Below are 14201 nucleotides of genomic sequence, written 5' to 3'. Positions count from 1 at the left end.
CGCCGCGGCAGGGGCCGGCGCGGGCGCGGGTGCCGTGGCAACCGGTTCCGGCTTGGGCGGCTGCGCCGTCTTTTCGAGCTGGAACTCGGGAATTTCCTCGTCGTTGCCGATGGCAAGCGCGCAATCGTCACCGATGAAGTCGAAAATATCGCGGACCGCGTCTTCCTCCACGCCCTCGGGCATGGCGAACGTCCAGCCGAGATAGCCCTGCGCGACATCGAACGAATCGAGCGGCGGGATCTGGCTGACATCGCAGTAGACGCATTCACCGCCGAGTCCGGCAATGTCGCGCAGCATCAGCAGCGGCTCGCTGCCGTTGCGCATGGCGCCCGAGCGCGGACGCAGATGCACCTTCCAGCTCTTGCCCTGACCGGCGGAGGCCTCTTCCCCAGCCGCCGGTTCGGACGATCCTGCGCTGAAATCGGACGTCAGATCGTCAAGCAGCGCGGCCAGATCGAGATCGTCGATCGGCGCGGGTTCGTCATCGTCAGCGGCCGTTTCCGGTGCAGATTCGGGTTCGGGCGCGGCCTCCGGTTCGGCTGCTGCGGGCGCGGCAGCACCGGCATTGGCCGCCATGGCCCCTTCCATTTCCGCGATCAGCACGGCATCGGCCGGGGCATCGCCGCCTTCGCGGGCCGATTGCACATGGTCGGCCAGCGTATCGAGCGCGCGCAGCAGCAGATCGACCAGATCGTTCTCGATCGCGACCAGCCCTTCGCGCACGTCGGACAGCAAGGTTTCGAACGTGTGCGTATAAGCCTGAAGCGCCGAGTAACCGAAGGCACCGGCGCCGCCCTTGATCGAGTGCACGGCGCGGAACACCGCGTTAACCGTATCGGCATCCTGCGTGCCTGCCTGGCAAGCAGCGAGACCGGCTTCCGCAGCGGCCAGCGACTCCTCGCACTCGACAAAGAAGATCTGTTGAATTTCCTCGGGGCTCATAGTTCGCTCTCTTCGAAGAGTTCCGACGTCAGCCCGGTCAGGCGCGCGGCTTCGGTCAAGGCGGGAGACGCCTCGATTTCCGCGCCGCCGCCGCTGCGGCGGGCCGATACAAGAAGCTGAAGCACCGCCTGGCCGACATGTTCGACCGCGCTGCCATCGATACGAAGGGCGCCATTGCCCAGCGCTGCGACAAGTTCAGGCCAGATTGCCTCGGCCGCTGCCCGGTCGCAGCGTGCTGGCAAGGTAATGCTACTCATCACTTTCCCCCGTCTATCCGGCCTTGTTAGCGAATGTCCGTTCCCTGCCGGTGTGAATCGCCATCCGGATTTTCCCTCGTCTGCTTCGACGCGGAATAGTCAGAATTGCGAAACCGCAGGATTCGGGCCATTCAACCAACCTCATTCACTCAATTCGCCTTCGCGCACCGATTTTGGGGTGCGCGGAACGGTTTCGTGGTAAAGGAAGTGGTGACAACGCTACGTTTGCCGCAAACTCAGGCGAAGTGCGTAGTGTGGTTAAGGAAATTTATCGGATGTTTAGAGGTATGTCGCAATGCGAACTCCTCTAGAGGCAATTATTAGAAGGTCCCATCTCCATGCATGACGCCCGCGTTCTGGTAGTCGATGATTCAGCCGCTATGCGCGCGCTGTTTTGCGATGTCCTGGAGCAGACCAAGAACGTTATCGTCATAGGCACGGCAGCCAATGCCGACGAAGCCCGTGACCAGATCGCGGAACTGCGGCCCAACGTCGTCACGCTCGACGTCGAAATGCCCGGCATGAGCGGCATTGAGTTCCTTGAGGAAATCATGGAGACCAACCCGATGCCGGTGGTCATGCTTTCCAGCCTTACCCAGAGCGGGACGGAAACCTCGCTCAAGGCGTTCGAACTGGGCGCGGTCGAGTGCTTTCCCAAGCCGCTCAAGGCCACCCCGGAACAGTTCGCCAAGCAGGTTGGCAAGCTCGGCAAGATCGTGCTCGCCGCCGCCAATTCGAACGTGCGCGACAAACCCCGCAACCGCGGCCCCAAGGCCGAGGGCGAAAGCGGTCCCGACTACGCGCCGAACGGCAAGATCGCCGCATTCAGCACCTCGATGGGCGGCGTCGATGCGCTGACCGAAGTGCTGATGCAGTATCCCAAGAACTGCCCGCCCACGGTCATCATCCTGCAGACCGAACCGGCGCTGGCGGAAATGTTCATCACCCGCGCCGACAAGGACTGCGCCTGCTCGATCAAGGCCGCTGCCGATGGTGCGGAGCTGACCGCAGGCACCGTGCACATCGCATTCGATCCGAACAAGCACGTGATCGTCGAACCCGGCATCCCCGCCAAGCTGCGCATGGTCGAGCGCGATCCGGTCGAAGGCTTCCGTCCTTCCGCCACGCTGCTGTTCGGCTCGCTTTCGCGCGCGGGCATGGCCACGATCGGCTCGGTGCTGACGGGCATGGGCGAAGACGGCGCCAAGGGGCTCAAGCTTCTGAAGGCCGCCGGTTTCCGCACCCTGGCACAGGACCGCTCCACAGCCACCGTGCCGCAGGCTCCCGAGGCCGCGGTCGAGGCTGGTGCCGTGGATGCCGAACTCAAGCTGGAAGACCTGGCAAAGGACGTGCTCTCCAACTGCGGTTCGGCGGCCTGATCCTTCCAGCGCCATAGAGCACTATCAAAACGGCCGGTCCGGATCATCCGGGCCGGCCGTTTTGCTATGTGAGCCTGAATAGAGTGACGGCACCGGCCGGTCTTCCACGCTGGGGATTTGCGGGGACTAGGAAAACCATGGGCTGGGGGGCTGCCCTGCCGGTGCCGCCTTCCGGCCGGAGCCGGAAACCGTTCTGTTGCGCCCTGAATTCAGTGCCCGGACGCGGGCTTCGCATTCTTCGGCGGGCGCGGCGCCAGCCAGATCGTCGTCGCAGCGATGAACAGCGCCACGGCGGCAAGCGCGAAGAGATGCGTCGTCGCCTGCGCCATCGCCTGTTCGCCCACGAGGTTGGCAATCGCCCCGCGCGCCTGCCCTTCGGAAAAGCCACCGGCCTGCAAGGCTGACGAAGTGGCCTGCGCGCCATTGAGCGTGCCCGCCATTTCCGCCCCGTCGGAACGGGCCATGTCGCTCCACACCGTCGTCACGATCGCCGTGGCCACAGCGCCTGCCAGCGTGCGGCCGAAGTTGGCCAGCCCTGCCGCCGACGCGGTTTCCTCAGGATCGACGGCGGCCAGGCTGATCGTGGTGAGCGGGACCATGAACAGCGAGACGCCCGCGCCTTGCAGCAGTTGCGGATAGGAGAACTGCCAGAAGGTCGAATCGGTCGACCACCAGGTTCGCATGATCGCGCAGACGCCGATCCAGGATATGCCCACGAACACCAGCAGGCGCGGATCGACGCGCTGCATGAGTTTGGGCGTGAACGGCGACATGATGACCGCCAGCACACCGGAGAAGGCCATGGCATAGCCCGCCTGGGTCGCCGTATAGCCCATCGTTACCTGCAGGAACTGCGGGATCACGACCACGGAGGCGAAGTAGGTTCCGAATCCGATCATCAGCGCCAGAGTCGCGGCGGAATAGCCCCGGTGGCGCAGCACCTTGAGATCGACGACCGGGTGTTCCTCCGTCAGTTCCCAGATCAGGAACACGCAGAAAAATATCCCCGCCGTGACAGCCAGCATCACGATCTTGGTCGAACCGAACCAGTCTTCTTCCCGGCCCAGATCGAGCATCATCTGGAACGCGCCGACCCAGAGCACCAGCAGCCCCAGCCCGACGAAGTCGATCGGGCGGCGGACCGTGGGCGTCTCGACCCCGCGCAGCAGCGCAATCACCGAAAACAGGATGATGACGACAATCGGCACGTTGATGAAGAAGATCCATTCCCATGACCAGTTATCACTGATCACGCCGCCCAGAATCGGGCCGAAGATCGGGGCCGTCACCACGGTCATCGCCCAGAGCGCCATGGCCTTGGGATGGCTTTCCTTGGGGAAGATTCGCAGCATCAGCGTCTGCGTCAGCGGCATCAGCGGCCCGCCGCACAGGCCCTGCCCCAGCCGGAACAGGACCAGCATGTCCAGCGTCCCGGAAAACCCGCAAAGCGCCGAAAACAGGCCGAAACCGCCCAGCGAGAACAGGAACGTGCGCAAGGCGCCGAAACGGGCGGCGAGCCAGCCTGTCAGCGGCACGCAGATCGCCTCGGCCACGGCATAGGAGGTGATCACCCAGGTCGCGCTCTGCCGCGATACCGCAAGGCCGCCCGCGATGTGCGGGATCGACACGTTGGCGATCGTCATGTCGAGCACGACGATGAAGTTCGCCATGGCCAGCACGAACCCGGCAAGCGCCAGACGCGCGCCATGGAACTCCGTGGCCGGTCCGTTCGCGCCCTGCCCCGGTGCGGCAGGCGTTTGCGCCGCCCCTGCCATCAGTCCTTACTCGTCAGATCGATCTCTGCTTCCATCGACAGGCCGATGCGCAGCGGATGCTCCTTGAGTTCCTTGGGATCGAGTTCGATGCGCACCGGCAGGCGCTGCACCACCTTGATCCAGTTGCCGGTCGCGTTCTGCGCCGGGATCAGCGAAAACGCCGCGCCGGTGCCGCCCGAGAAGCCCACGACCTTGCCGTGGTAGACCACATCGTCGCCATAGAAATCAGACGTAACCGTCGCGCTCTGGCCGCTGCGGACCTTGCCGAGCTGGTCTTCCTTGAAATTGGCATCGACATAGAGCTGGTTCACCGGAACGATCGACAGGGCAGGCGTGCCGTTTTCCACCTTCTGGCCAACCTGGATCGTGCGCTTGGCCACGATCCCGTCGATCGGCGCGCGGATCACCGTGCGCTTGAGATCGAGTTCGGCCGCAGCAACACGGCTCTTGGCCAGCAGCACTTCGGGCGCAGTCTCAACGCTGGTGCCGCGCGTGAGCGCTTGCGCCGCTTCCTGCTGCCTGCGCGCGCTGATCGCGTTCGAACGGGCCGAAGCGAGACCAGCCTGCGCTTCGTGCGCGGCGGCCTTGGCACTGGCCAGCGCTTCGCGCGCAGCGGTCAGTTCCTCGCCGGAAACCGCGCCGGACCCGGCCAGCGCCGCGCGCCGGTCATAGTCCGTCTGCGCCTTTGCGAGCGCGGCCTCGGCGGACGTCACCTTTGCCTGCGCTGCACGGATCTGCGTCTCGCTGGCGTCCGCCGCCGCACCCAATGCGGTATCGTTCGCGCGGGCCTGGCCATAGCGCCGCTTGGCATATTCCAGCCCGGCCTGGGCCTGTGCCAGCGCGATCTTCTGGTCCGCATCGTCAAGCCGGAACAGCACCTGCCCGCGCCGGACCGGCTGCGTGTCGGTCACCATGACCTCGATCACCTTGCCTGATGTCAGCGGCGTCACCTCGGCGGTTTCGCCCGCGACATAGGCATTGTCGGTGGAGACCGAACGGCTGCCGATGAACACGTCGTAGAGAACGTAAAGCCCGGCGATCACCGCGACCACGGCAACCAGGCCGATCAGCAGCGGACCGCGCTTTTTCCGGTCCACCACGGCGCCGGAGCTCTCACCGTTCGGCTTGCGCTCTTCAGCAGGCTGATCCTGCACATCTTCACTCATTTGCCGGAAGCCTTTTCGCTGGAATTGTCATCGAACCCGCCGCCCAGCGCGCGCTTGAGCGCGACTTCGAGGGCAAGGGTGCGGAAATGGGCATCAACCGCCGCTTCGCGGGCCTGCAAGGCGGCCGTCTGGGCGGTCAGCGCATCGAGGTAGCTCGACAGGCCGCCGCGATACCGTTTCATCGAGATATCGTAAGCGGCCTGGGACTTGGCCGCCGCCTCGGCAGCATCGCGCTCCTGGCTCCCGGCCGCCTCACGGCTGGCAAGCGCATCGGCCACTTCCTGCAGCGCGCCCGCGACCGTTGCATTGTAGTTGGCGACCGCCTCGTCATACCGGCCGCGTGCCTGGCGGAAATTGCCGCGCAACTGGTCGCCGCGGAACACCGGCAGGCTCAGCGCCCCGCCGGCATTGCCATAAGTGGAGCCGCTGTCGAACAGATTGGAAATGCCCAGCGAGGTCAGTCCGATCAGCCCGCGCAGCGAGATGTCGGGCAGGTAGTCCGCCTTGGCCACGCCGATCCGCGAAGCCGCCGCTTCGGCCCTGAGACGTGCCGCGGCGATGTCCGGACGGCGCCCGGCGAGCGCGATCCCGGCATCGTCCGGAACGCCGGATTCGGGCAGCGTGTCCAGCGCGGGCGGCGTGATCGACAGCCCCCGGTCCGGCCCGGCGCCCACCAGCGCGGCAAGGGCGTGACGGCGCAGCAGGATCTGTTCGCTATTGGCCGAAAGCGCCGCCCGCGCCGAAGCCGCCTCGGCCTCAGAGCGGCGCAGCGGCGCTTCGCTTTCAAGGCCTTCCCTGGCGCGCTGTCCAGTGAGGTCCACCAGCGCCGCGCGTGCCTTGCTGGCATCGGCCAGCGCCTGGCCGCGCGCGATCAGGCGAGCGAGATCGAAATAGGACGAAACGACATTGCTGGAGAGCATCAACTCCGCCTGCCGTGCGTCGGCTTCGGCCGCCTCCGCTTCGGACGTGGCGGCCGCGAGCGCCTTGCGGTTCTTGCCCCACAAGTCGAGATCGAAATCGCCGGTCAGCGCAAGCGTGCCCGTGCTCTTCCAGCCATGCGGCACGAAATTGGACGGGATGCCGTTGTTGTAGCTCTGCTTGGTAGCGCCGCCCGAGGCCTGCCCACCGATCGAGGGCAGCGTGGCCGCGCCCGCCACTTCGGCCGCGCCGCGCGCCTGCCGGATACGGGCCTGGGCAATGGCAACACTGGGCGAACCCTTCAGCGCCTCTTCCACCAGCGCGTCCAGCTGCGGATCGCCGTAAGCCGTCCACCAGCGCTGGCCCGGCCAGGTGCGCACATCGGCCGCGGACGCCAGCGACTTTGCCGAAGCAAACGAGCCGGGCGCGCTCATCTGCGGACGCGGACCGAGATCCGGCGCAGCGCAAGCAGACAGGGAAGGTGTCACGGCGAGCAGAGAGGCTGCCGCGACTCGCAGATGTGTTTGTGTACTCATTGGTACGCATTAATCGAGAAGCGGCTTGATCGAGTCAATCAAAAAGTGTACTTGGCAGTACTGTTATGACAGAACACATGATGGGTAAGAGAGAGCTGAACAAGGCGCGAAAGCGGGCGGAGATCGTCGATATCGCTACGCGCTCCTTCTTCGAACGCGGCTATGCGGATACGAGCATGTCCGCCATCGCAGAGGAACTGGGCGGCTCGAAAGCCACCTTGTGGGCGCACTTCTCCTCCAAGGAGGATCTGTTCGCCGCCGTGATCGACCAGCAGGTCGATGGCTTTTCCCAGGATATCGACGAGGTGCTGACCAGCCAGACCTATTCGGTTCCGGCGCTGCGGCGCTTTTGCCTGCGGTTTCTGGAATGCCTGCTGCGCAACAATGCGATCCAGCTGTTCATGCTGGTCCTGGGCGAAGGCGAGCGGTTTCCCGAAGTCCGCGAAATGTTCTTTTCGCGTGGACCTGCAAAAATCCGCCAGCACGTGCACGAATTCTACGCCCCCCACTTCGGCGAGGCCGAGGCCGAAAAGCTGACGCAGTTAACCGTTTCCTCAATTACCGGCTTTCGCTCAGACATGCTGCTGCGGCCGAAGAAGCCCTCCAAGGCCGAGCAGGAACGCTATATCAACGGCCTCGTCGAACTGATCGCCGCCTGGGACAGCGTCCGCAACGCGTCCTGACGCCTACCGCGCACCGAACCGCGCCAGCGCATCGGCGACGCGCGCCTTGGCGGCGGCGAGCGGATCCCCCTCACCCAGCATCGCGAACGTGCCGTTGAGCGCGAAGAAACAATGCCCGTGCACGCTTGCCAGCAGCGAACGGGCCAGCGGCAAGGCCTCTTCGCACACATCCGGGGGCAACACAGCGGCAATTTCGCGCACGATCACCGCCGTGATGGCAGCAACCTTGCCGCGATAATCCTCCGAAGGCAGCGCACCTTCCGGCAGGCGGAAATCGTAGAGCGCCGTCCAGGCATGGCGGTGGCCCAGCGCGAAATCGAAATAGGCCTCAATCGCGGCATCCAGCCTGCCCTCCTCGCATCCGGCCAGCCGCCCTTCCAGAAACGCCAGCCACAGATCGAGCGTGCGCCCGTTGAGCGCCAGCAGCAGCGCATCGTAGGAGCCGAACACGTTATAGATCGTGCCGATCGAATAGCCGATCCGCTTGGCCACCTCGCGCGCGGAAAAACGGGCAAAGCCCACTTGGGAAAGCTGCCGGTGCCCTTCTTCCAGAATCAGCGCGCGCAATTCCTCACGCGAATGGTCCGAACGCCGCCCCATACCTACAAATCCACGCCTGCCAAATCCACGCCTGCAAACCCACGGCCTCTTGTGTACGCCCCACCGTTTTCGCAGATCAATTGAACAATGTCTAATTTTTTAATTGAACAGTGTATAGTTTCGTGAGACACCACTCTCACGCAAGCGAGTCGCCATCCGGCACACTGGCGTTTAGAGCTTTCAAATCAGGAAACGGGGAAACGGCGTGTCCGCACCAGACTTCTCACTGCTCGCCAAACGGCGTTTCGCGCCGATGTTCGTGGTCCAGTTCCTGGGCGCTTTCAACGACAACCTGCTGAAATACGCCATGCTCTTGCTGGCGAACTACGGCATCCTGAAAGACGCGCCGGAGCAGGCGGGGATGCTTTCCGTAATCGCCACCGGGTTGTTCATGCTGCCCTATTTCCTGTTCTCGGCACTGGCCGGGCAAGTGGCGGACCGTATCGACAAGGCCACGCTGGTGCGCTGGGTGAAGCTGGCGGAAGTCGGCATCATGGGCGTGGCGCTGGTGGGCTTTGCCTGGCAGTCGATCGCGCTTCTGCTCGCCAGCCTGTTCCTGATGGGCCTGCATTCCACCGTGTTCGGCCCGGTGAAGTATTCGATCCTGCCCCAGCACCTTACCGAACGCGAGATCATGGGCGGCACCGGCCTGATCGAGGCAGGCACGTTCCTGGCGATCCTGACCGGGCAACTGCTCGCCGGGCAGGTTCCGCCGTGGGAGGCCGGGCTTGTCGCCATGAGTCTTGCGGTGCTGGGCTATCTGGCGGCGCTGGCGATCCCTGCAGCCCCGCCCAGCCGCGGCGGCCATCCGATTGACTGGAACGTGGCGCGCGGCACCTGGCAGGTGCTGGCCGCCGCGCACAAAGGGCGCGGCGTGTGGCTGGCGGTGCTGGGCATCAGCTGGTTCTTCACGGCAGGCGCGGTGCTGCTCACCGAATTCGTGCCGCTCGTCTCCGACACGCTCAACGCGCAGAAGGACGTGGCAACGCTGTTCCTCGTCATCTTCTCGGTGACGATCGCGCTCGGCTCTATGACGGTAAACCGCCTGCTGAGCGGCGAAGTCTCGGCCAAATATGTGCCGGTCAGCGCCCTGGCGCTGGCCGCGGGGCTGATCGACCTGTCCTTCTCGACCGGCCTCTTCGCTGTGACTTATCCCGAAGCCACCATCGGCGAATTCCTCGCCAGCGCCGGGTCCTGGCGGATCATCGCGGACCTCGTCGTCATCGCCTTTGCGGGCGGCATGTTCATCGTGCCGCTCTATGCGATCCTCCAGGTGCGCTCCTCCGCCGAGGAACGCTCGCAAGTGATCGCGGCCAACAATATCCTCAATGCCGGGATGACGGTGGCGGCCATCGCCGTGATTGCCGGACTGCTGGGCGTGGGCGCCAGTGTGCCACAAGTGATCGGCGTGCTCGGTTTCGCAACGCTGATCGTGGCGCTCACCTCGGTCTGGCTGCTGCCCGAAACGCTGTTCAAGGCGGTGATCCGGATCGTCCTGAAACTGCTCTACCGCGTCGAAGTGACCGGGCTGGAGAACATGCCCGAACCCGGCGAGCGCGCAGTGGTGGTGGTCAATCACTTGTCCTATCTCGACGGGGTGCTGCTCGGCGCCTTCCTGCCCGGCAAGCCGACTTTCGCGGTGCATACCGCCATCGCCCAGAGCTGGTGGATCCAGCCCTTCCTCAAGCTGTTCCGCGCCTTCCCGGTCGATCCCACCAATCCGATGGCCGCCAAGGCGATGGTGCGCACCGTGCGCGAGGGCAACACGCTGGTGATCTTCCCCGAGGGCCGCATCACGGTGACCGGCGCGCTGATGAAAGTGTTCGACGGCCCCGGCATGGTGGCCGACAAGGCCGATGCGCCGATCGTGCCGGTCCGCCTCAACGGCCCGCAGTACAGCCCGCTCTCGCACCTCAAGGGCAAAGTGCGCACGCGGTGGTTCCCCAAAGTGACGATCGACGTGCTGCCCGCGCGCCGCTTTTCCATTGAGGGCGAAATGTCCGCCCGCCAGCGCCGCGCCATCGCGGGCCGCCGCCTCTATGACGAGATGAGCGCGATGATCTTCGCCACCACGAACACCGACCGCACCCTGTTCACCGCTCTGTGCGAGGCGCGCGCGATCCATGGCGGCAAGGCCAAAGTGGTGGAGGATGTGAAGCGCCAGCCGCTCTCGCTCGACCGGCTGATCCTGGGCTCCGAACTGCTGGGCGAAAGGCTCGCCTACCGCACCCGCCCCGGCGAGGCGGTCGGCCTGCTGCTGCCGAATGTGAACGGCGCCGCGCTCGCCTTCTTCGCGCTGCAGGCCGAGGGGCGCGTGGCCGCCATGCTCAATTTCACTGCCGGGCTGACCAACCTGCTTTCCGCCTGCGAGACTGCCGAAATCGGCACTGTCGTAACCGCGCACGCCTTCGTCGAACAGGCAAAGCTGCAGGACACGATCAACGCAATGGAGGCCAGCGGGCGCAGCGTGCTCTATCTGGAAGACCTTGCGCAGGAGATCGGCACGGGCGCGAAACTGTGGCACCTGCTGCTCAAGAAAGGCGCGGAAGGCCGCCATGCCAAGCTGCGTCTTTCGCCCGATGCGCCTGCGGTGATCCTCTTCACCAGCGGATCGGAAGGCACGCCCAAAGGCGTCGTCCTCTCGCATCGCAACCTGCTGGCGAACTGCGCGCAGCTTGCCGCGCGGATCGACTTCAACCCCAGCGACGTGGTGCTGAACGCGCTGCCGGTGTTCCACTCGTTCGGCCTGACCGGGGGCACGCTGCTGCCGATCCTCAACGGCATCAAGACGGTGTTCTACCCCAGCCCGCTGCATTACCGCATCGTTCCCGCGCTCGCCTATGACTGCAACGCGACGATCCTGTTCGGCACCGATACGTTCCTCTCCGGCTATGCCCGCATGGCGCACAGCTACGATTTCTACAGCCTGCGCTACATCTTCGCGGGCGCCGAAAAGGTGCGCGAGGAAACCCGCAAGGCCTATGCGGAGAAATTCGGCCTGCGCATCCTGGAAGGCTACGGCGCCACCGAATGCGCCCCGGTGATCGCGGTGAACACGCCGATGCACTTTCAGGCCGGAACCGTCGGCCGCCTGCTGCCCGCGATGGAAGCGCGGCTGGAAGAAGTGCCCGGCATCGCGGAAGGCGGCCGCCTCTATGTGAAAGGCCCCAATGTCATGGCCGGATACATGCTGGCCAGCGAACCGGGCCGCCTCCAGCCGCCCGCCGAAGGCTGGCACGACACCGGCGATATCGTGACGATCGACGAAGCCGGTTTCGTCACCATCCGCGGCCGTGCCAAGCGCTTTGCCAAGATCGGCGGCGAGATGGTCTCGCTCCCCGCAGTGGAAGGCTATGCGGCGAAAGTCTGGCCCGATGCCGAACATGCCGTCGTCACCCGCCCCGACGCCAGAAAGGGCGAGCAACTGGTGCTCTACACCACCGCGCGCGAGGCCGATCCCAAGGCCCTGCTCGAATGGGGCCGCGCCCATGGCGTTACCGAACTGATGCTGCCGCGCGACATCCGCGTGCTCGATGCGCTGCCGGTACTGGGCACGGGAAAGCTGGACTACGTGACGCTGGGCGAGATGGCGAAGGGATGATAAGGGCGCGCGCTATGAGTCAGCCCCCCATCCTCGTCGTCACTACCGGCGGCACGATCGACAAGCAGTATTTCGACGCGCTCAGCGAGTATCAGATCGCCGAAAGCGTGATCGAGGACATGCTCAAGACCTCCCGCGTCACGCACCCGTTCCGCGTGGTCGAACTGATGCGCAAGGACAGCCTCGAACTCTCGGACGAGGACCGCGCGCTGATCAGAGCCACAATCGCCGCCGCGCCCGAAACGCACGTGGTCGTCACCCACGGCACCGATACCATGACGGAAACCGCGAAAGTCCTGGCGGATATCGAGGACAAGACCATCGTCCTCACCGGCGCCCTGGCCCCGGCGCGCTTTGCCGAAAGCGATGCGCCGTTCAACCTCGGCATGGCCTTCGCCTGCTGCCAGGCCGCCAAAACCGGCGTGTGGATCACTATGAATGGTTCGGTTTTCAATGCGTTGAAAGTAAAGAAGGACCGCGCCGCAGGTAAGTTCACTGCAATTTAAACGATGTAATCGTTTTTATTTCTTAAAAACGATTACATCAGGCTATATCTAGGTAAACTTTCGTAAGACCTTTTTGTCTAGATGTAACCATCACTGCAATATATCACGCAATGGCAGGTAGCGGCGCACATCCCCCGTTCCCCCCCGTAGCGCCGCTACCTGTCTGCCGGGACACACCTTCCCTTCTCCCCCATTCGCCAGACCATGCTTCGCCGGACGACCCCGGGATGATACTTCGCCCGGGCGATGCGGCCTGACCTGATCGGCACTGGACCGGCGCCATCCTATCCGCAATCGTGTACCCTCAAGCCGGGTAAAGGCCCGCAAGGAGAGGGAGACGCGCCATGAGCGACGAATCGTCCGCAGCCATCCGCGACACGCGCAAGGACTGGATCACCGAGCATCGCGACATGTACCTGAGCTCCGGCGGGGCGCAGGGCCACATCATGGACGTCTCCGCCGTGGGCGGCCGCTCTTTCGCCACGCACTGCATGATCAAGTATACCGGCCGCAAGAGCGGCAAGGTCTTCATCACCCCGCTCTGCTATGCCGATATCGGCGGCGAAGTCGTCATCTGCGCGTCCAAGGGCGGCGCCGACCATCACCCGGCCTGGTATCTCAACATCCGCGAGCAGGACGCGGTCGAATTCCAGATCGCCACCCAGGCCTTCCGCGGCACCTGGCGCGAACCCGAAGGGGCCGAGCGCGAGAAAGTGTGGAACTTCATGGTCGATTGCCACCCTTTCTACGGCGATTACGCCAAGGCCACAGACCGGGTGATCCCGCTGGTCATGATGAAGGCGCTCGAACCGATCCCCGTCTTCCAGGCGAGCGATGCCACCGGCCTTCGCCAGTTCTGATACCAACGCCCGTTCTGACACAGGAAGACGCGAAAATGAGCACCGCCACTCTCGATACCTCCGACATCGACCAGTATCTGGGCAAAGTCATGGACTTCTCGCCCCTGCGCGAGCCTATCGCCGCCAACGACATCCGGCGCTGGGTCCATGCCATGCACTATGCCAACCTGCTGCATTTCGATCCGGACTATGCCGCCGAGAGCCGCTGGGGCGGCCTCGTCGCGCCGCAGAGCTTCCCGATCGCCACGGACGACGGCCACGGCGCTGCTCCGGCCTGCGTCGGCTGCATTCCCAATTCGCACCTGCTGTTCGCGGGGGACGAATGGTGGTTCCACGGCCCGCGCATCAAGGCGGGCGACATGATCCGCAACGAGCGCATCCCCTTCGACTACACCGTCAAGGAAACCGGCTTCGGCCCCACCGCCTTCCAGCGCGGCGACAACAATTACTACAATCAGGACGGCGACCCGATCGCCCGGCAGCGCTCCACCTCGCTGCGCTACAATGCGCAAGCGGGCGGCGCCTCGGTGAGCGAAGCCGACTTCGCCGATCCCGAATGGCCGGACGAGGAGATGGACGGCATCGAAAAGCGCGTCTTCGCCTGGGTGCAGATGCTGCACGATCTGGGCCACAAGGAACGCTGGTGGGACGATGTGACCGTGGGCGATCAGCTTCCCGAGCGCGTGTTCGGCCCGCACTCAATCGCCAGTTTCGCCACCGAATGGCGCGCCTATATCGTCAACACCTGGGGCTCCATGAACCTGCGCAAGAACGATCTGGAAGCGCTGGGCTTCACCCGCGAAATGGCCGGGTACGAAAACGATCCGGACATGATGAAGGTCAACCCCTTCCTCACCGACGGCGCCTATTACGGCCCCTCGCGCGGGCACCTGTTCCCCAAGTACGCCCGCCGCATCGGGATGCCGCGCGGCTATGGCTATGGCGCCTCGATGGGATCGTGGGTGACGGACTTCCTCT

At 64.6% G+C, this 14201-nt stretch carries 12 protein-coding genes; 6 read left to right on the top strand and 6 right to left on the bottom strand.

Annotated elements, in window-relative coordinates:
- Positions 1–942, bottom strand: a 942-nt coding sequence (locus tag MTR66_RS18525) for an Hpt domain-containing protein (protein ID WP_243923731.1), incomplete at its 3' end; no start/stop codon positions are given.
- Positions 939–1199 (bottom strand): STAS domain-containing protein, encoded by a 261-nt coding sequence (locus MTR66_RS18520; RefSeq protein ID WP_243923729.1) that lies wholly within the window; start codon positions 1197–1199, stop codon positions 939–941. The genes MTR66_RS18520 and MTR66_RS18525, both read right to left, overlap by 4 nt.
- A 338-nt stretch (positions 1200–1537) precedes the next feature.
- Between MTR66_RS18520 and MTR66_RS18515 the strand changes: the two genes are divergently transcribed.
- Positions 1538–2578, top strand: coding sequence for a chemotaxis protein CheB (locus tag MTR66_RS18515; protein ID WP_243923728.1), 1041 nt, complete (start codon positions 1538–1540; stop codon positions 2576–2578).
- 209 nt (positions 2579–2787) lie between these two features.
- Here MTR66_RS18515 and MTR66_RS18510 read toward each other — a convergent pair whose 3' ends face one another.
- The 3 genes from MTR66_RS18510 to MTR66_RS18500 are packed head-to-tail and all read right to left on the bottom strand — an operon-like array spanning position 2788 to position 6973.
- Positions 2788–4353, bottom strand: a complete 1566-nt coding sequence (locus MTR66_RS18510) for a DHA2 family efflux MFS transporter permease subunit (RefSeq protein WP_243923725.1) — start codon at positions 4351–4353, stop codon at positions 2788–2790.
- The gene (locus tag MTR66_RS18505; protein ID WP_243923723.1) at positions 4353–5519 is read right to left on the bottom strand and encodes an HlyD family secretion protein; all 1167 of its coding nucleotides are present in this window, start codon (positions 5517–5519) and stop codon (positions 4353–4355) included. Before MTR66_RS18505 ends, MTR66_RS18510 begins: the two co-directional genes overlap by 1 nt.
- Positions 5516–6973 (bottom strand): efflux transporter outer membrane subunit, encoded by a 1458-nt coding sequence (locus MTR66_RS18500; protein WP_243923721.1) that lies wholly within the window; start codon positions 6971–6973, stop codon positions 5516–5518. The genes MTR66_RS18505 and MTR66_RS18500 overlap by 4 nt, the downstream gene beginning before the upstream one ends.
- 77 nt (positions 6974–7050) lie before the next feature.
- Here MTR66_RS18500 and MTR66_RS18495 point away from each other — a divergent pair, with 77 nt between their 5' ends.
- On the top strand, positions 7051–7656 hold the full coding sequence (locus tag MTR66_RS18495; protein ID WP_243923719.1) for a TetR/AcrR family transcriptional regulator: 606 nt from the start codon (positions 7051–7053) through the stop codon (positions 7654–7656).
- Positions 7657–7659: 3 nt separating this feature from the next.
- Here MTR66_RS18495 and MTR66_RS18490 read toward each other — a convergent pair whose 3' ends face one another.
- Positions 7660–8256 (bottom strand): TetR/AcrR family transcriptional regulator, encoded by a 597-nt coding sequence (locus MTR66_RS18490; protein ID WP_243923717.1) that lies wholly within the window; start codon positions 8254–8256, stop codon positions 7660–7662.
- A gap of 205 nt (positions 8257–8461) precedes the next feature.
- Between MTR66_RS18490 and MTR66_RS18485 the strand changes: the two genes are divergently transcribed.
- The 4 genes from MTR66_RS18485 to MTR66_RS18470 form a co-directional block, all read left to right on the top strand.
- Positions 8462–11857, top strand: coding sequence for an acyl-[ACP]--phospholipid O-acyltransferase (locus MTR66_RS18485; protein ID WP_243923716.1), 3396 nt, complete (start codon positions 8462–8464; stop codon positions 11855–11857).
- Between the two features lie 14 nt (positions 11858–11871).
- Positions 11872–12363 (top strand): asparaginase domain-containing protein, encoded by a 492-nt coding sequence (locus tag MTR66_RS18480; RefSeq protein WP_243923715.1) that lies wholly within the window; start codon positions 11872–11874, stop codon positions 12361–12363.
- A 344-nt stretch (positions 12364–12707) separates the two neighbouring features.
- A complete protein-coding gene (locus tag MTR66_RS18475; protein WP_243923714.1) occupies positions 12708–13223 on the top strand; it encodes a nitroreductase/quinone reductase family protein in 516 nt (171 codons plus the stop codon).
- 35 nt (positions 13224–13258) lie between these two features.
- Positions 13259–14201, top strand: a 943-nt coding sequence (locus tag MTR66_RS18470) for an FAS1-like dehydratase domain-containing protein (protein WP_243923713.1), incomplete at its 3' end; no start/stop codon positions are given.

The organism is Novosphingobium beihaiense (genome assembly GCF_022832375.1).
Lineage (GTDB): Bacteria > Pseudomonadota > Alphaproteobacteria > Sphingomonadales > Sphingomonadaceae > Novosphingobium > Novosphingobium beihaiensis.
The sequence above is the reverse complement of the archived record's forward strand: the minus strand, read 5'-3'. Positions and strand labels throughout refer to the sequence as shown.

Coding starts and splice junctions, on each gene's coding strand:
- MTR66_RS18520 (WP_243923729.1), bottom strand. CDS start 1,199: ATGAGTAGCATTACCTTGCCAGCACGCTGCGACCGGGCAGCGGCCGAG.
- MTR66_RS18515 (WP_243923728.1), top strand. CDS start 1,538: ATGCATGACGCCCGCGTTCTGGTAGTCGATGATTCAGCCGCTATGCGC.
- MTR66_RS18510 (WP_243923725.1), bottom strand. CDS start 4,353: ATGGCAGGGGCGGCGCAAACGCCTGCCGCACCGGGGCAGGGCGCGAAC.
- MTR66_RS18505 (WP_243923723.1), bottom strand. CDS start 5,519: ATGAGTGAAGATGTGCAGGATCAGCCTGCTGAAGAGCGCAAGCCGAAC.
- MTR66_RS18500 (WP_243923721.1), bottom strand. CDS start 6,973: ATGAGTACACAAACACATCTGCGAGTCGCGGCAGCCTCTCTGCTCGCC.
- MTR66_RS18495 (WP_243923719.1), top strand. CDS start 7,051: ATGATGGGTAAGAGAGAGCTGAACAAGGCGCGAAAGCGGGCGGAGATC.
- MTR66_RS18490 (WP_243923717.1), bottom strand. CDS start 8,256: ATGGGGCGGCGTTCGGACCATTCGCGTGAGGAATTGCGCGCGCTGATT.
- MTR66_RS18480 (WP_243923715.1), top strand. CDS start 11,872: ATGAGTCAGCCCCCCATCCTCGTCGTCACTACCGGCGGCACGATCGAC.
- MTR66_RS18475 (WP_243923714.1), top strand. CDS start 12,708: ATGAGCGACGAATCGTCCGCAGCCATCCGCGACACGCGCAAGGACTGG.